This window comes from Acinetobacter sp. YH12226 (genome assembly GCF_013417805.1).
Taxonomy (GTDB): domain Bacteria; phylum Pseudomonadota; class Gammaproteobacteria; order Pseudomonadales; family Moraxellaceae; genus Acinetobacter.
This window is the reverse complement of record NZ_VPDG01000011.1, coordinates 82,590-100,711: the sequence shown is the minus strand read 5'-3', so window position 1 is coordinate 100,711 and position 18,122 is coordinate 82,590. Positions and strand designations below refer to the sequence as shown.

Sequence of the window (18,122 nt, the reverse complement as noted above, 5' to 3'; positions counted from 1 at the left end):
CTCGCTTGATTAAAGCTTGGTTATACGAGGACCAATTGGTTGTACGGTAAGTTTTAGGTGCAGGCTTCTTCATCTGGAAATTATATTGCTAAAGAAGCCCTCAAGAATAGCTTTGTGCAACAAAGCCACTTCAATATCAGGCTTTATTTTAATGAGATAATATACAGATGAAGACTCTTCATCTGTATCTTCATATTTTTCACCTATTAAATATTGAGATTTTTCTGAATAAGGTAAAAATTTAAAACCATCTAAATTCAGTTTTTTTATTTTTTCATTATTTAAAACATCTCCTATTTCTTGAGAGTTTTTCTTTATCTCATCAAATCTATAAATATGATTTTCTGAGTCACTAAGTTTCTCACACTTATTTTTCGAATTAATTTTCAAACATTGATTAAAGTAATCTGAAGAATTTGGCAACAAAATTTGTTTAAAGTTAGATAAACTTATATATTTTATATTTTCATCAATGCTTATTTTTACAAATGCATCCTCTATAATTCTAAAGCATATTTTTGAATCATTATAAGTATTCCGATAGCTATATAAATTACCGGTAACACATAAATTTCCATTGGAACTGGAGAATTTAATTTGTGATTTTTCTTTTTCAATTTTATAATTCAAGGGATAGATAATTAATGTTTTTTGGTTCAAAGCCGCTAGTCGAGTATACTTCCCATCATCAATTTTAATAACTGTATAATTTTTATTGTAATTTACATTTTTACCAATATTATTTTCATATAACTTTATATTTTCAGCTTTACAATAATAATTGTCAATATCATAGTCAAATCCACAAGGCTGTACTTTTATTTTTGATGCCTTATTACTTTCAATTACTTTTGCATTACCACCCACCATACAAAAAAAACCAAAAAATAATAATATACTAATTTTTTTATTCATTCTATATCTCACACGTCTACTATTGTTTATGATATTTATTAATTTTTTCTAAAATTTCTTTAACCATTTCTGTTGATTTTTTATTAGCATGATTAGCAGTACTTTCATAAAAAGATTTAGTGCCATCTGAAACATGACCACCACAGTTTTGGCTAATTTGATAGCCTTTTGGAGTAGCGATGGATGCCCATTCTTTTGCTGCTTCATATTGAGCATCTTCCGTATTTCCAATCCCTTTAAGAACAAAATTTCCTAGTTTAGGCCTTTTCGAAGGAATCAGGTAATCTCGAAAAATTCTTTCTTGTAGATTTTCATCAAATTTCTCATTTCCGCTTAGTTTAAGTTTTAATTTTGCCTCTCTCATAGGATCTGGAGTTATCTGATATTTACCCACCGCAAACATTCTAGAAGTATCTCTAGGAGACAAAGTATAACTTTCAATAATTTGATTAATTGTTTTATTAGTGACTGTACCTTTTGCTGGATACAAAAAGGAATGTATCACTTTATTCTTAATAGTTCCTGTATTGTATGATTCGTAATTCCCTTCACCATGTGAAATTGCAGAACCTAGTTGCTTGATCAATTCTTCTAAAGAACTGTCCTTTAAAGCTGGGCTGTTCATAGGCGCAGCCGCAAGTCCAGTGCATCCTAAAATTGTACTAGCCTTACCGTCTCTTCTAAACAAATTAACTAGATAATCACCATTTAAACCATTTGCAGTCTTGGAAAATAACTTATCGATTTTAAATTCATCTGAAAACTCTCTTACGTCTAAATGAACCCAAGTAGTTGCTCCATGAGATAAGCGCTCTAATCCAAATCTATTATTCGACCACCCCATCGTTGCGTTTAAATATGTGCAAAACCATTCTTTTCTGACTGTATTTTCCAATTCATCTAGACTAACTACTTGACTATTTTTATTATAGATAACTATATCTATAGCTGTACCCATATGATTAGTTGTAGCTCTTCTCTTTTTTAAGTTATTATCTATACAACGATAACCTGATGATATTTTAGATATTTTATATCCTTGAGGATTACTTTTCTTATCAAAGTAGAACATCATTGCTTTTAACCCCCACACAAGGCTTCGATGCATCCCTTCTGATTCCTTAAGAGTTTTTTGAACTTTTACATATTTTCCTGAGGTTTTCTGATAGTTTTCGAATGTAAACGTACCGATCCGTCTCATTCCAAATCCACTACACTTACCGCATGAACATTTAAAAGAATCTATAAATTTAGCAATTCCATATTCATCACGGAACTTATCTAAAGCTGCTAAAAAACTTCCGCATATTTTTCCAGTTTCAGGAACCCCCATATAATCCCGTTGAAATTGTTTTATACATTCCGCTGTTAAAGGAGTAAATTCATCTGTAGGTAATGCGCCACCAAAGCCTGCTAGCCTGATATTAACCTCTCTAATAAGTTCACTTTTGCCTTGAGATATACATTGAGGATTAGTTTTACATAAATTGGAAGTATCAGTTTTCGGTGTTCCGCCATCCTGACTGCGATCCTCTTTCATATCAATTTTTATTGCATCCGATAAAGCTTTCTTACCTTCTTCATACCATTCATTAAGCTGCTCTAATGCTTTCTTCTCATACTCTTCAACTGTATTCACAATTCCTTTATCAGCCTGTTTAGTCTCTTTTTTACTTTTCTCTGATGATTGAGACTTATTATTCTGAGAAGCATTTTTTTGAGGGTTTGGCTTTCTATCAATACTTGTATTATTTCCTGTAGCAGGCATATTAATTGGAAGTTTAATTACTTGTCCTATGCTGATTTTATTGACATCTTTTATCCCATTCAGCCTTTCGAGCACTCGGATTGTGGTGTGATACTGTTGTGCAATAGATGATAAAGTTTCACCTTTTTTAACCTTATGTGTTTTACGTTTATAACTTCCTTTATTTCCATTATTTTCTACTGTTTTTAAATCCAAGAGAATTTTAGGACTTATAACCGTAACCAGCATACGGTCTTTCGCCATTATGAAGGTCTGAACTTTTTTCATACCTCCACCCAAAAGGCTTTTGACATATATGTCTAAAACCGTTCCTTTGTCTCTTTGAATTTCATAAAGGCACCCCTTGGAATTGGTAGAACCCTTTACTACATGTTGACCTGTCTTACTATTTTTGACTTCATATTGAACTTTAGGAATTGGATTGCCTAACAAATCTAGAATTTGTATGGTTGCTAAAGACTTATTTGTCATTTTTATATCCTATTTATTATTCTGCTCAATCAGGTCATCAACATCATAACCTTGGACACTTAATCCCCATTCATCATTGAGCCCTACCAAAATTTCTACTTTAGAGGGATCAGCTGTAGTAATTTTTCCAGTACGACCATGCGTATCAAGCTGACCTGAAATATACGAATTAGTATCAGGAATAAAAGCTTTATAATTTATTGAACTGAAATCGGACTGCCAAAATAGATCATATATATCTAGCCTATTGCTATATAAAGCATTATTCAGAAGCTGAGGTATTTCATAAGAGACTTTAGCCCCTCCCATAAAATTATGCTTCCCTGCCTTACACTCAAATTTTCCACCAGTTGTGACCATTACTCCACCGCCATTGATCTTAATTTGAGACCCTCCAGCGGTCAGTACTATCTCCTTCGGACTGGTGATTTCGATCTTGTCTTCAGTCGAAATAAGCTTGATTACCTTGCGGGCAATCGCTTCAATTGCATCATCTTGGGCTTGTATTTCAATTTTGCCTTGAGCTGCATAGACACTTACGCCTTCTTGAGCAGCGAACAAACTGATCCGGTCCTGTGCATGAGCAACTAAAGATTTCTGTGTGGAAAAATGAATATTGTCCCCCGCACTCTGATTGATTTGCTGATCAGCGGATAAATGGATATTTTCCTTTGTGCTCAGTGCAATCGATTGGGGTGCGGTTAACAGCATCACCGCCTGTTTAAATGCAGTAGCTTTGCCCCGGTCTTCAGCTTCAATCTGATTCAGAAACTGTTTTAAACTATCAAAAAATTCCAGCGGATCAGTCTGCTGTTTTTCTGCAATATCACTCAAGGCTTTACTATGATTGAGATTCGATTCAAGCTGTTCTTTGGCTGAGTCAGCATCCAGGTGATTGCCTGCGGCTGACTCTTGCCCATAAGTGGAAATCAGCAAGCCTTTCCCTGCACGTATGGCACCCCACTGGTCTGTCCTTAGTTCAAAACCTTCTCCTCGACCTTCGCTGCTTTCACTTTCTTTAGGATGGCTTAGATTTCCCAGATTGAGCTGACTGGCTGCATGACTACTTTGCAGCTGCGCACTAATCTGTTCAGGGGTATCATCGAAACGCAACTGGTTAAAGCCATCCCCATCGACCTCCTGAGAACGGATGCCACTGAGTTTTTTGGTCGCAGGAAGTTCTCCTTTTGCATCAAAAAACATGGTCGGATGCCGTTCTGCTTCATGAATCCGTCCCACCACAAAGGGCCGGTCGATATCACCTTCAAAGAAGTCAATCACTACAATTTCGCCAATTCGCGGATGCAACCTGATGCCATAACCCTCACCCGCCCAAGGGGTCAAAACATCCACCCAAGCAGAATCGCTATCATTGTCATTGCTACCTGCGCCGCCATCATGCTGATGATCCTCACTCCGGGTAAACAGAAAACGAACTTTCACCCGCCCCCATGCATCGACATGAATCGTTTCACCTTCAGGTCCGACCACTCGAGCCCGTTGCGGATATGCAGCAGGCCGATGAATGAAGGGGTGGTACTCAGGAACAACCTGGATTTCACGGCGCACCATCTGTAGTTCATTGGCCTGTCGTTCCTCCTGTGTCATCTGCCAGCCGCTCTTCTCAAGCAAACTGTCCAGCTGAGATAAGATATCTTTGGGTAAATTGTTCTGGTTATAAAACCGCTTAGCTAAAATCAGAAATTCACGTTGATGGGCAGGATGCTGATCAATTTCAGGATGCTGTTGCAGTTCAAACCAGTATCCAACCTGAGCATCTCGTACGCTGCTACTGGCTTTAAAATATTTAGACTGCAAAGCATGATAGTCACTGAGCTGCTGATTGAGTCGATCCAGTTGGGCTATACCAGATGCTGTCACCTGATCCTCATGATTTAAGTCGCCGGTCCAAGCCGGACTGATGTTCCACGCATCTTCAAGCTGAAGAGTGGCATTTGCATGGATATCACTTTGCTGATGATTACTGAATAAAGGCTGGCTTTGATCCTGGGCAAGTTGCTGGGCATGCCAACGCTGGGTCTGGGTACTATTCGGATTGAGCTGACGTACCGCAATCAGACTGTTCAGCGTGTCGAGCTGTTCGGTGGCATGACTGCGATGAAACCGGATGGAGCGGCGTTTTAAAGCTGAAAAATATTGGGAATGATCTACCAGTTTTAAAAGCTGATCTTGAATCTCGCTGGCTGATACAGGCACAGTTAATTGCCTTTCATCAATCAGCCAGTTAATTCCTTCGCTACGCCATAAACGGGTCAGAAAATCATAATCCGATTCATTCGACTGCATTACAAAAGGTCGGACATCATAGTCCCGGCTGAGTCCTGTCAAATCCAGGCTGAGACTGGCCGCGAATAATACACTTCTGTTTTGCCATTCACTGAACAGGATTTCACTGATCTCGCGCACCGTCTTATTCATAAAAACCCGACTGTTACGGCGCTTCTGCCAGAGTGCAGTCGGATCATTTAGCGTCAATTTATACAGGGTCAAAGCTCCATCATTCTGCCCTTGACTGGCTGCAGTAATAATGCCCGTAGTCCGGAAAAGTTCACCCCGGTCTGTGACCTGATCAATGGCCACCCGACAGCCGATAAACTGTTTCAAGGCAATATGAGCATGAGTGGAAAGACAGATCAGTTCAGCCTGCAGGCCTTGATTGATCTGATGCTGACCCTCAATACGCTGAATCAAAACCTGATGATTTAAAGGAGGATGTGAAAACTGTAAATGTAGCGCACGATGCTGTCGCTTAAGCCCGAGCTGCTCCACCAGCATATGGATAGGTTTTGGCATTTTATAGTTATAATTTTAAGCTTTATTATTGTGCGGCAGATTTTAGGAAAAGTTATCCATTTCGTCCAGTTCACGATGCATTTCACATAATTAGGCCTTTAATTTATGGCCCTTCAATTAAAAATCTTAAATTGCATGTGGTACATCTTAATTAAAAATATTGCCCAATATTCCCTATTTTTCTGATTATCCTATACGGAACTTGCTGTTACACTCATTCAGATCTCATTCTTCAAGGCCAAGGACATGCTGGAACTCCCTTCTAAATTACCTAATTTGGGCGTGACCATTTTTAGTACCATGTCGGCCTTGGCACAAAAACTCGGAGCCTTGAATCTTTCTCAAGGATTTCCGGACTTTGCAGCGCCTCCTGCCTTGATTGAAGCTTTAAACCGGGCCAGCCAGAACGGATTTAACCAGTATGCCCCGGGAGATGGTCTGCCAGTCTTGCGAAGTCTGGTGGGAGATCTCTATCAGCAACGTGATCAACTGATTATTGACCCTGTCGAGGAAATCACGATTACCCCTGGGGCCACGATTGCGATTTTTTGTGCCATTCAGGCCACAGTGCGCGCCGGTGAAGAAGTCATTATTTTCGATCCCAGCTACGACAGTTATGGACCTGCGGTACAACTGGTCGGGGCAAAGCCAGTGCATATTGCTTTGCAGCATCCTGATTTTTCTGTGGACTGGAATCAGGTCAAAGATGCCATTAATGACCGTACCCGCATGATTGTCGTGAATACTCCGCATAACCCGAGTGGGAGTGTCTGGTCCAAGGCAGACTGGCAGCAACTGATCGAACTGATTCGCGAGCGCAATATTGTGGTGCTGTCCGATGAAGTCTATGAACATCTGGTTTTTGACGGCGTTCAGCACTATTCGGCCTGGTCATTTCCAGAACTTCGCGAGCGTAGCTTCGTGATTGGCTCTTTTGGTAAAACCTTCCATGTCACTGGCTGGAAAACCGGATTTTGTATTGCTGCACCGGCACTGATGAAAATGTTCAGACAGATTTATCAGTTTGCCAGCTTCTGCGGTGTGACACCCGTTCAGGTCGCCTTGGCGGAATATATGCAACTGCATCCTGAGCATATACGCGAACTGTCCTCTTTCTACCAAAACAAACGGGATTTATTTAACTCCTCCATTGAAATGTCACGCTTTAAATGGACACCCTCTCAAGGAACTTATTTTCAGAACTTAGATTATTCAGAGATTCGGCCTGAGCTCGATGATCTGTCCATGTGCCATTTTCTGGCAGAACAACATGGGATTGTGGCGATTCCAGTCTCCGCGTTCTACCAACACCCCCCTGCAGATTTACGTCTGCTCAGGTTCTGCTTTGCAAAAAAAGAACAAACCTTGATCCAGGCAGGTCAAATTCTTTCAAAGGTTTAACTCATTTTTTAACTAAAAATCTCATAAAATAAATGCCTTAGTTACTTAAAAGCTAAGGCTTTTTTTTATATTCTGCCGAATAATAGCTGCATCAATAAATAGATGATAATTCAATCACAGGATGTCGCATGGCACAGCACTCACTGATTCATCAACAGAATTTATGGAAAGCCTTTCTGGTTTTTCTGTTGCCATTAATTGCGACCAATATCCTGCAAAGTCTCTCCGGCACGATCAATACGGTTTTTGTGGGACAAATGCTCGGAGTGAATGCGATTGCTGCTGTTGCCGTTTTTTTCCCGATCCTGTTTTGTCTGATGGCCTTTGTGATTGGTTTGTCTGCCGGTTCTACCGTACTGATTGGACAGGCTTGGGGTGGAAAAAATATAGAAAAAGTGCGCTGTGTGGTCGGTTCAACTTTATTTATGACCTTGATTGGCGGCAGCTTGATTGCGCTTTTCGGGGTAATTTTTGCTGAGAATATTCTTTTGGCCCTTGGCACAGATCCTGATGTAATGCATTTGTCCTTGCCCTATGTACAATGGATGCTGGCGGGTAGTCCCTTAATTTTTATCTATATTATTTATACTTCCATCTTGCGCGGTGTTGGGGATAGTACCACGCCCCTGTTTGCTTCCGCACTTACCATTGGGGTCGGTTTGGTGGTGACACCGGTCCTGATTGCCGGTTATTTTGGCTTTCCTAAAATGGGCATTATCTCACCGGCGATTGCCACCATTCTGGGAAATCTGGCGGTTCTGTTGTTTTTAATCCTGTATTTGAACTATAGGCAACATCCGCTCAAGCTGGACTGGGCCTTATTAAAAAATATTCGTCATCAACCACAGTTGAGCAGAATGATCTTGAAACTGGGGGTTCCTACTGGTGTGCAAATGGTCACGACTTCAGTTGCCGGACTGGTAATTGTCGGACTGGTCAACCGCTATGGCGCAGAAGCAACAGCGGCCTATGGTGCAGTCAATCAGGTCTTAAATTATATTCAATTTCCGGCTTTGTCGATTGCAATTGCCGCATCTGTATTTGGTGCGCAAGCGATTGGCGCAGGTAAATCGGATCTGCTCAATAAAGTGACCCGGACTGCGCTGAGTATGAATATCCTGTTTACCGGCGGTCTGGTGATTCTGGCCTACCTGTTCTCCAAATATCTGATGGCGCTGTTTATTACCGATCCTAAGGTTGTAGTACTGGGACAACAACTGCTGTTTATTGTGCTGTGGTCGATTCTGTTCTTTGGTGCCAGTGCCATTTTTGCTTCGATCATGCGCTCGAGTGGTACGGTGACCGTGCCAATGTTAATCAACATTTTTGCCATTCTCTGTATTGAAGTTCCCGCCGCTTATCTGTTTAGCCGGTGGTGGGGTCTGGAAGGTATCTGGTATGCCTATGCGTTGGCCTTTGTCAGCCTGTGTATTTTGCAGGGACTGTATTATCAGTTTGTCTGGAAGAAAAAAACGGTTGAAGCGTTGATTTAAATGCAGGTTTTTTTACGTGCCTAAAGCATTACAGTAGTTAATACTCTCCTTTGCAAAAAATTAGCCCCTATCACAGCGATAAAAAAACCCGCTTTCGCGGGTCTGTTTTGCATTTTTTTAAGCAGACTTTTTCTTCTTTTTACCAAACTGGGTCGCCAGTGCAGTGACATGCTGATAACCAGTTGGCAAGATCCGCTGGATCAGGTCAATTGCTTTGGCATCATTACCAATCAGCAGACGGCGTTTGTCTTTTTGTACCGCCTCCAGAATTTGACGAGCGGCTTCTGCAGGTGGACAACGCAATAATTTATTAAAATTACGGGCTGATTTTTCCGGATTCATACCTAAAGTCAGCAGACTGTTATTCATTTTTGCCGCATTGGCAATATTGGTACGGATACCGCCCGGATGTACACACAGTGCACTCACTCCACAATTTTCTAGATCCAGTTCCTGACGCAAGGATTCAGTAAAACCACGTACCGCAAACTTGGTCGCATTATAAGCAGACTGGGTCGGTTGAGCAGTCAGACCAAACAGGCTGGAAATATTGATGATATGGCCATCGCCAGTTTTCTTGATCAGTGGCAGAAATTCTTTGGTGCCATACACCACGCCCCAGAAATTGATTCCGACGATCCATTCTAGTTCTTCATAAGATGCCCCTTCAACGGTTGAACCCAGCGCAACGCCAGCGTTGTTAAAGATCATATTGACACTGCCATGATCCTGTTCAACCTGTGCCGCCCAGTTATGTACCTGTTCCAATTCAGCTACGTTTACTTTCTGAATGGTGACACGAACATCACTCTCTTTGAGCAATTCGAGCGTTTGCGCCAGACCCTGTTCATTGATATCACTCAGCGCCAAATGACAACCCTGCTGAGCCAGTAATACTGCCAGTTGCTGACCAATACCTGAACCGGCACCGGTAATCGCAGCGACTTTATTTTTAAAATTTTTCATTCAATTTCCTTATGTAAACCACTGCCATTCCATGACAGCAGGATCTTGTTCTGTTGTTTCAGGAGCTAGCACAGATCCTCAATATAGTTTTGACAATATATATTGTCAATAATTATCCCATGTCCTTAGAGGCCAAATTTCAGGGCAGCATTTCTATATAGGTCTAAGCGTGATTTATTGCTAAGATATTCAAAATCTTCATGCAGATGAGCACACAGGCCTTATGACCGATTCAATCGACTCAGCAGCAAAATCACGACCCTCCAAAACCAAGGAGCGTCAGTTTAAAGGCCTGTCGATGGCTGAACGGCAGCAGGCACGTCGTGAAAAGCTCATCGAAGCCGGGATTGAAGCCTATGGCAGTTATGGTTTTTTTTCAGTCACGGTCAAAGATATCTGCAATGAAGCCAAACTAACCGAGCGCTATTTTTACGAATCCTTCAAGAAAAGCGAGCATCTGTTTCAGACCATCTTTTTAAAACTGATTGATGAGCTGCAACAGAATGTCATGCAGGCCATGATGCAGGCATCGAGTGATCCGAAAAAAATGATCGAAGCGGGTCTGACTGCCCTACTCACTACCTTGCGTGACAATCCACGTATGGCACGGATCATTTATATCGATGCCATGCTGGTGCAGGAACTGCATAATCAGGCCACCATTCATGAAACCATGTCACGTTTCGACCGCATGATTCACGCCTTTGTCATGTTGATGATGCCGCAGTTAAATCGCAGTGAGCAGGAAATTTCACTGGTGTCGACCGGTTTAAATGGTTATGTCACCCAAATTGCCATTCGTTGGGTGATGAGCGGTTTTAAGCATTCGCTTGAGGAAGTTTTATCATCCTGTAGTGTGGTTTTTTTGGCGCTGCTCGAGTCATTTTCAGAGAAAAAATAACTGTTAAATCCTGTGCTTAATAGGCTTTCCTGCATTTACCAGTGAGTTACAAATTTATGCTGCACTACGGAAATGAGTAAAATTAATTTATGATTTTTTAACAAGTTTCTGCGCTATATTTGTCACAAATCTTTTCGAATTTCAGCAGTTTTTCCCTTTCTGCAATGATACTGTCATAATTAGTCTTTGTAATAAGCCTGTCATAAATATAAAACGGTTCACCGTTTACATGAAATAGGGTATTGCGTTGTGAAAGATGACTACATATTAATCGTCGATGACGAGCTCCCGATTCGGGAAATGATCCATACCTCTCTGGATATGGCCGGTTTTCAGTGCTTACAGGCAGAAGATGCCAAGCAGGCGCATCAGATGATTGTGGATCAGCGTCCGGCACTGATTTTGCTGGACTGGATGATGCCTGGTGGTGTCAGCGGTGTGGATCTGTGTCGTCGTTTGAAACGTGATGAAAGCCTGTCAGAAATTCCGGTGATCATGCTCACAGCGCGCGGTGAAGAAGACCACAAGGTACAAGGTCTGGATGCCGGTGCCGATGACTACATGACCAAGCCATTCTCGACCCGGGAACTGGTCTCGCGGATTAAGGCAGTACTGCGCCGCGCCAATGCCCTGAGCGGTGAAAAAACCATTGATGCCAATGGCCTGATTCTGGATCCGGTCAGCCAGCGGGTGAATTTTGGTAACAACATTCTGGAAATGGGGCCAACTGAATACCGCTTGCTGGCATTCTTCATGACCCATCCTGAACGTGCCTATACCCGTGCGCAATTGCTGGATCAGGTGTGGGGCGGTAACGTCTATATTGAAGACCGGACTATCGATGTGCATATCCGCCGCCTGCGTAAAGTGCTGGAACCTTATGGTGTAGACCGTTTTGTACAGACCGTTCGTGGAACGGGCTATCGCTTTTCGACCCGTTCAGATGTCGCTTTAGGTTAATATCTTTTAAGGTAAATCTTGTTTTATGTATGAACCCTACCCTGTCCCCGAACTGGCACGCGAACACAAAAGAATCCGTTACAGCAGTTTATGGGATTTTGCGAAGCAGGATTTACGCTTACTGGCTTTTTTCCTGATTATCGCCAGCTTTATCGGTTTTGGGATTGGGTATTTCTGGATTTGTATCGTAATTGCCTTCGTGGCGTTCTTTGCAACCCAAATGCGTTCCTTATATCTGGTCAATGAATGGATTTCCAACCGCCCCTATGATGTTCCACCGAATATTGGCGGGATTTGGGGTGCGCTACTTTTCAATGTTTATCGTGCCCAACGTCAGGAACGGATTGTTCAGGCGGAAATGGTCGAACTGATTGATCGTGCACAATCTTCGCTAGTGGCCTTGCAAGAAGCTGTGGTGCTGCTTGATGAAAACCAGCAGATTGAATGGTGGAATCCGGCGGCTGAACGTCTGCTCGGAATTTCGAGCGATGACCGTCGCCGTAATATCCTGACCTTGCTACGCCAACCGAGCTTTATCGAATATTATCACCATATTGATGAATCTCCCGACGGCCTAAAAATGCGTTCTTCGCTGTTTGAAGACCATTATGTGCAGGTCAAAATGACCCGTTTTGGTGGAGAAAGCCGGGTACTGGTTGCTTATGATGTGACCCGGATGCACAATCTGGAACAGATGCGAAAGGATTTTGTCGATAATATTTCACATGAACTGCGCACTCCTTTGACCGTGCTCAGTGGCTATATTGAAACCTTTACCGATCAGGAAGATATTAATCCACGCTGGAAACGCGCTTTTGATCAGATGCAGTCACAGACCCGACGCATGAATGCACTGGTCAACGACCTGCTGCTGCTGTCACGTCTGGAAAATGATAAGAATATTGCCAAAAACCAGATCATTGAAATGCCGAGTCTGATGAACCAGCTATTCGATGATGCCCAGGCCTATAATATTGATTATGGTCATACCCTGAATCTGGACATTGACAGTCATTGTGATCTGATCGGTTCAGATATGGAACTGGCCAGCGCCTTTAGCAACCTGATCACCAATGCCATTAAGTACACGCCTAAAGGTGGCACAATCACCATCGGCTGGCATGATGATGGTGAATCCGCCTATTTTGTGGTGCAAGATAATGGTATCGGCATTGATCCCAAACATCTGCCACGACTAACCGAGCGTTTTTACCGCATCGATTCAGACCGTAGCCGCCGGACTGGTGGTACCGGTTTGGGATTGGCAATTGTTAAACATGTGCTGATGCAACATCAGGCACATCTGGAAATTGAGTCCAAGGAAAACCAAGGTTCCACTTTTAAGGTAGTTTTCCCTAAAGAACGTCTCAGCTTTCCAGAGTAATATAACCATCAAAAAAGGTGCCATCGGCACCTTTTCTTTTAAGCGTTTAAGAGCTGATCTGTTTTTCTTTGGATAGTGCACGCGCATAGGCAGCACGTTGCGACACCCGTTTCAGATAGGCCTGAATCGCTGGATAGCTTTGACCCGTCCGGCTCTGCATAGCCTCCAAAGGAAAACTCATCTGAATATCGGCAAAACTGAAATGGCCGGCAAAATAATCATGCTCGCTCAAATAGCTTTCCAGAAACTGGATATGATCTTTTAAACGGCTCTGTACAAACTGCTTCTTCACTCCATCACAGATTTTTTTGGCGACTGGTCGAATCAGCAACGGGGTATGTTTAGGCACTGTGGTCATTACCAGTTGCATCACCAGCAGCGGCATTAACGAGCCTTCCGCATAATGCATCCAGTAACGGTACTGGGCCTTTTCGGCAATATCTTCTGGGCGAAACTGCTGCTTTTCATCATAAGTTTCCTGCAAATATTCCAGGATCGCCGCAGATTCTGCCAGTACCTGACCCTGATCGACCAGAATCGGGGCTTTGCCCAACGGATGGATCTGTTTTAAGGCCGGTGGCGCAGAAAGGTTGGGCTGACGTTTATAGTATTTAACCTCGCAATCCAGTCCTAATTCTTCCATGGCCCACAGGATACGAAATGATCGTGATTGTTCGAGATGATGTAAAACACGCATATTAGACTCATGATTTTATTGTTTTTGCCCACTGAGCATAGCAAAAAGCAGCAGACTCTAGCTCATTTTTTGATGACTGTAATGATATGTATCCTATGTTGCAGATTCATTATTTGAGTTCAACTCAGACAGCGTTCCATATTCCCATCATTTTTAGCATTTATCGGGAAGCCCGCATCTGGTCTGGAAATGCGGGCGCTTCTAAACGTGGTCCATCATAGGCAGGAATGGAACCAAAACGTTCATGACCCTCAATCCATTGTTCCCGCGCAATTTTAAGTTCCTCTGTCGTGCGCCCGACCAAATTCCACCACAGTAAAATCGGGCTTTCAAATGGCTCCCCACCAATCAATAGCACCCGGCTCCCGGCATGAACTTCAGCATTGACCTGCTGTAAGCCGGGCTCCAGGATCAGCATATTATCTTCATTTAGTTCATGCCCATTTATACTGGCCGTCCCCTCAAGCACCATAAAGCCATATTCAAATTTCGGATTCAGAGGCAAGCGCGCACTAGTACTTTGAGCTGCATACAGGTCTACTCCGAGTAGTTCGCTATGTACTTTAACCGGTGATCTCGTTTTTAAATATTCTCCGACCAGCACGGTAAATTCAATGCCTTGCTCATTGACGACCGGCAATTCAGGATAATGGTCAAAACCTGGTGCCATATTGATCTTGTCATCCGGCAAGGCAATCCATAACTGTGCTGCATGCATATGTGTCTCACTTTCAGGAGAGACTTCGGTATGTGAAATGCCATAACCCGAGGTCATCAGATTGACCTGCTTGGGACGAATCAACTGCTGATTTCCCAGACTGTCATTGTGCATCATGCTGCCTTCGATCATCCATGTAAAGGTCTGCAGACCAATGTGCGGATGTGGTCCGATATCCAGACCATCTCCTTGCGGAAAACTGGCCGGACCCGCATGATCCAGAAAACACCAGGCACCAATCATGCGTTTATGTCGGCTCGGTAAGGCACGTTTAATCACGGTACCCTGCCCGATTTCTGCACGACGCAAAGGAAACTCCTGAATAAACTGATTCACATACTTTTCACAATCATCGGAATTCGACAGTTCAATATCACTATTATTCGACATGGCTGAGCTTACCTCGGCATTTTCATTCTACTTTTTGAGTGGGTGAGACATGCATTTGACCGATCTAAGATGCCTCTCTGTTCAGGACAATGTACAGGGTCTATGGGCAAAATCTATCCTTGGAAATATTTAGATACGTATAAAACGCCTCACTAGTCTCATCAATTTAAATCCTGAAAGGCGGATGAGATTTGTATCCAAAGCCCCAAACTTGAGCTTTAGCAAGGCAATCATGATTTAGGCACATGGCGTTATGAGTCTAAATAAACTGAAGCTCCAAGAATGTCATTCATCCATGTTTCACGTGAAACGAATCAACAACATCCAAAGACCTCCATGAATAAGATGATTGTTCATGTATTTCAATTACTTTCACTTTTACAAAACACAAATTTTGTTACGTTTTAGCTTTAAAAATTTCCCGGATACCCAATTTTTGGGAGGTTATTTTTTACTCAACCACGGCATAATAGGCACCTATAAAAATAATACTGGATCAGGACATGTCTGCTCAGAATGAGAATATATATTCAACGGCGAATGTATCTTTTCAAAATTCGACGACCGATAAATCACTGAAATTATCTGAATGTGATCTGCAAAACCGTCAGCTGATTGAACAGGCGCTGACAGATCCTCATGCCCGTATCCCTGCCCTGTTTCAGCAGTATTTTCATGATTATGTCTATACGCATAGTCATCATAACTTGCGTCAAATTAACTATCTGGCGCAAATTGCCTTTTTACTGTATTTCTTTGCCGATATCCTGATTATTCCAGACATGTTTTTTATTTCTGGTCTGATGCGCGTCGTTCTGGTTCTGGGGGCGATGTTTTGCTGTTATTACCTGTTTAAAAAACATAAAAATATTCAGATTCTGGACAGAATCTTGCCGATAGGCACCACTGTAGCTGCAGCGGCCTGGATTGGCTTACTCGCGCTTTCAACCAGTCCCCATGTTGCCACCTATATTTATGCCTCTGCGATCTTTATTCTCATCGCCAATCTCTGTGTGCAGACCCAGTTTAAAGTCGCAGTCTATTGCTCCATCTTGATTGCCCTGTTTATCATGCTTGGGGTGACCCAGTTCATGAGTGCTTCTCAAGCCTTTATTTTTAGCGTGGTCTTTAGTCCACTGTGGTTTTTTAGCATCTATATTAACTGGAATAACATTCTGAATGTACGGCGTTCTTTTCTGCGCTCCCTACTCGATGAATGGAACTATCAAACCTTAAAGAATCTGGCACATACCGATGATTTGACTCAGCTCTACAACCGTCGCCATTTTGTCGATATGGCTGAACGCTCTATTCATCAATGGCCTAAACATGCCAGTAGCTGCCTGCTGATGTTTGATGTGGATCATTTTAAAAATATTAATGATAGCTATGGGCATGATGTCGGTGATCGGGTGCTACAACTGATTGCTGAAGTGACCCGTAAAGAAATGCGGCATAGCGATGTACTGGCACGTTTTGGCGGGGAAGAGTTTATCGCTCTCCTGGAAGATACTCAGCTACAAGACAGCCTGGTTATTGCAGAACGAATTCGTTGTGCAATTCAAAAGCAGTATATTTATGTTGAATCCAATCATGCCATCCGGTTCACCATTTCGATCGGTGTTGCAGAACTAGAATCCCATACCCAACCCCTGGAAGACCTGATCAAACAAGCCGATATTGCCTTGTATCAGGCCAAGAAGTCTGGCCGAAACCGGATTGAGGTCTATCATCCCGATATGCTGAATAAGCCCAAGCCTGCGACAGAAAATCCCTGGAATGTATTTAAGCCAGGCACTCAACCAGCCCAGTCAACGGCGAATTAAAGCTGGATCATTGGTCTGCTCTATAAGCTAGGATCATTCTTAGAATGCGTTAATCGGGGATTTTATTTTATAAAATAAATTTGATTCTTCCACTTTTAAAATATCTAACAAAAGAATAGAATATTTTTTATACAACTATATATAAATTTCATCTTATTCATTTTTATATATTTTAATTTGGGAAGGCTGCATGCCGCATGATAAAGAAAAGGAATCACGTACCCTGATTCAGGAGGCTCTTCAAGATCCGCTTGTCCGTATTCCTGCGCCTTTAAAACCGGCCTACTATGCCCATCAAAAAAAGCTCACTTTAAAATACTTGTTACAGGTTAATTTATTCGCACAGCTGGCATATGCCTCTTATACCCTCGCCGATATTCTGGTGCTGAATGATATTCTCAAGTTGCTCATTTTGACCAAAATCAGCTATACCATCCTGATCGTATTGATCACGATCTGGATGTACCACTCTTACCGCAATTTACCTGTGTTTGATTTACTCTTACCTACCTCAATTATTGGCGCAAGTGCCATCTGGTTTTTTAATCTAAATCAGTCTGAAAGTGCTTATACCCTCATTTATCAATATGCCTCCTTGGTTTTTATTGTGTTGGCCAATTTATGTGTGCAGATCCGGTTCTGGCCGTCTTTGATTACTTCGAGTCTGATTACTTTGATGATTTACATCGGTGTATATTTCAATACTCGATCTGACCTGTACCAGATGTTTTTATTTTCCCTGATTTATCTGCCAGTATTGACCTTCAGTCTATATATTAGCTGGAGCTCGACCTTAAAATCACGCATGGTATTTTTGCAGCATACCCTGAATGAATATAATCGGCAGGCCTTTGAAAATATGGCCCATACCGACTCACTCACTGGCCTGAATAACCGTCGCTGTTTTGAATATCTCGCGCAGCAACTGGTACAGCAAAATTTTGATCAACCGCTGCCTATGAGTTTACTGGTCTTTGATGTCGATCATTTCAAGCAGATTAATGATCGTTATGGTCATGATATCGGAGATCAGGTCTTACAGACGATTGCCCTAAATACACACAGCGAAATGCGGCAGCAAGATATTTTGGCACGCTATGGGGGTGAAGAATTTATTGCGTTTTTACCCGAAACTTCTCTGGATGAAGCACTAAAAGTTGCCGAGCGCTTAAGGCATAAAATTGAAAATATTGTGATCGATCTGGATAGCCAACATCGTTTCAGTTTTAGCATTTCGATTGGTGCTGCCATTCTGGAAAGCTGTGAAACAGATTTGATGACACTGATTAAACAAGCCGATATTGCCTTATATCAGGCTAAAGCCAATGGACGGAATCGGGTTGAAGCTTATGATCCAGATCTGGAGCAAAGTTTAGCTGGAGAGATGCAAAACTGGCAGGTTAAACCGGCTTAAATTA

At 42.3% G+C, this 18,122-nt stretch carries 13 protein-coding genes; 7 read left to right on the top strand and 6 right to left on the bottom strand.

Translation table 11 applies throughout. The features are described 5' to 3' along the window. Nucleotides 1-69: 69 nt before the first annotated feature. From FTV08_RS11570 to FTV08_RS11560, 3 genes are read right to left on the bottom strand one after another with little or no spacing between them, the layout of a single operon-like run. Nucleotides 70-915, bottom strand: a complete 846-nt coding sequence (locus tag FTV08_RS11570; RefSeq protein WP_180087398.1) for a hypothetical protein — start codon at nt 913-915, stop codon at nt 70-72. 19 nt (nt 916-934) lie between these two features. Next, nucleotides 935-3,154, bottom strand: a complete 2,220-nt coding sequence (locus FTV08_RS11565; protein WP_180087397.1) for a LysM peptidoglycan-binding domain-containing protein — start codon at nt 3,152-3,154, stop codon at nt 935-937. A 9-nt stretch (nt 3,155-3,163) separates the two neighbouring features. Further along, a complete protein-coding gene (locus tag FTV08_RS11560; protein WP_180087396.1) occupies nt 3,164-5,968 on the bottom strand; it encodes a type VI secretion system Vgr family protein in 2,805 nt (934 codons plus the stop codon). Nucleotides 5,969-6,214: 246 nt separating this feature from the next. On the opposite strand from FTV08_RS11560, the gene FTV08_RS11555 reads away from it, so the two are divergent. Next, nucleotides 6,215-7,369 carry a methionine aminotransferase gene (locus tag FTV08_RS11555; protein ID WP_180087395.1) on the top strand — a complete coding sequence of 385 codons (1,155 nt, stop codon included), beginning with the start codon at nt 6,215-6,217 and terminating at the stop codon, nt 7,367-7,369. A 128-nt stretch (nt 7,370-7,497) separates the two neighbouring features. After that, entirely contained in the window at nt 7,498-8,862 is a 1,365-nt protein-coding gene (locus FTV08_RS11550; RefSeq protein WP_005249600.1) for an MATE family efflux transporter, read from the top strand. Nucleotides 8,863-8,979: 117 nt separating this feature from the next. Here the strand turns inward: FTV08_RS11550 and FTV08_RS11545 are convergent, their stop codons facing one another. After that, nucleotides 8,980-9,828, bottom strand: coding sequence for an SDR family oxidoreductase (locus FTV08_RS11545; protein ID WP_180087394.1), 849 nt, complete (start codon nt 9,826-9,828; stop codon nt 8,980-8,982). 223 nt (nt 9,829-10,051) lie between these two features. Between FTV08_RS11545 and FTV08_RS11540 the strand changes: the two genes are divergently transcribed. From FTV08_RS11540 to phoR, 3 genes are all read left to right on the top strand, one after another. Next, nucleotides 10,052-10,729 (top strand): TetR/AcrR family transcriptional regulator, encoded by a 678-nt coding sequence (locus FTV08_RS11540; protein ID WP_004732638.1) that lies wholly within the window; start codon nt 10,052-10,054, stop codon nt 10,727-10,729. A 249-nt stretch (nt 10,730-10,978) separates the two neighbouring features. Next, a complete protein-coding gene (gene phoB / locus FTV08_RS11535; RefSeq protein WP_004280972.1) occupies nt 10,979-11,689 on the top strand; it encodes a phosphate regulon transcriptional regulator PhoB in 711 nt (236 codons plus the stop codon). Nucleotides 11,690-11,714: 25 nt separating this feature from the next. Beyond that, entirely contained in the window at nt 11,715-13,073 is a 1,359-nt protein-coding gene (gene phoR / locus FTV08_RS11530; RefSeq protein ID WP_005264642.1) for a phosphate regulon sensor histidine kinase PhoR, read from the top strand. A gap of 46 nt (nt 13,074-13,119) precedes the next feature. Here phoR and FTV08_RS11525 read toward each other — a convergent pair whose 3' ends face one another. Beyond that, nucleotides 13,120-13,770: a glutathione S-transferase family protein gene (locus FTV08_RS11525; protein WP_180087393.1), complete on the bottom strand. Its 651-nt coding sequence runs from the start codon at nt 13,768-13,770 to the stop codon at nt 13,120-13,122. A gap of 160 nt (nt 13,771-13,930) precedes the next feature. Continuing rightward, nucleotides 13,931-14,878, bottom strand: a complete 948-nt coding sequence (locus FTV08_RS11520) for a pirin family protein (RefSeq protein WP_180087392.1) — start codon at nt 14,876-14,878, stop codon at nt 13,931-13,933. 503 nt (nt 14,879-15,381) lie between these two features. Between FTV08_RS11520 and FTV08_RS11515 the strand changes: the two genes are divergently transcribed. After that, nucleotides 15,382-16,704: a GGDEF domain-containing protein gene (locus tag FTV08_RS11515; protein WP_180087391.1), complete on the top strand. Its 1,323-nt coding sequence runs from the start codon at nt 15,382-15,384 to the stop codon at nt 16,702-16,704. Nucleotides 16,705-16,894: 190 nt separating this feature from the next. Beyond that, complete coding sequence (locus tag FTV08_RS11510) at nt 16,895-18,118, top strand: GGDEF domain-containing protein (RefSeq protein WP_180087390.1); 1,224 nt, start codon at nt 16,895-16,897, stop codon at nt 18,116-18,118. The last annotated feature ends 4 nt before the right edge of the window (nt 18,119-18,122 follow it).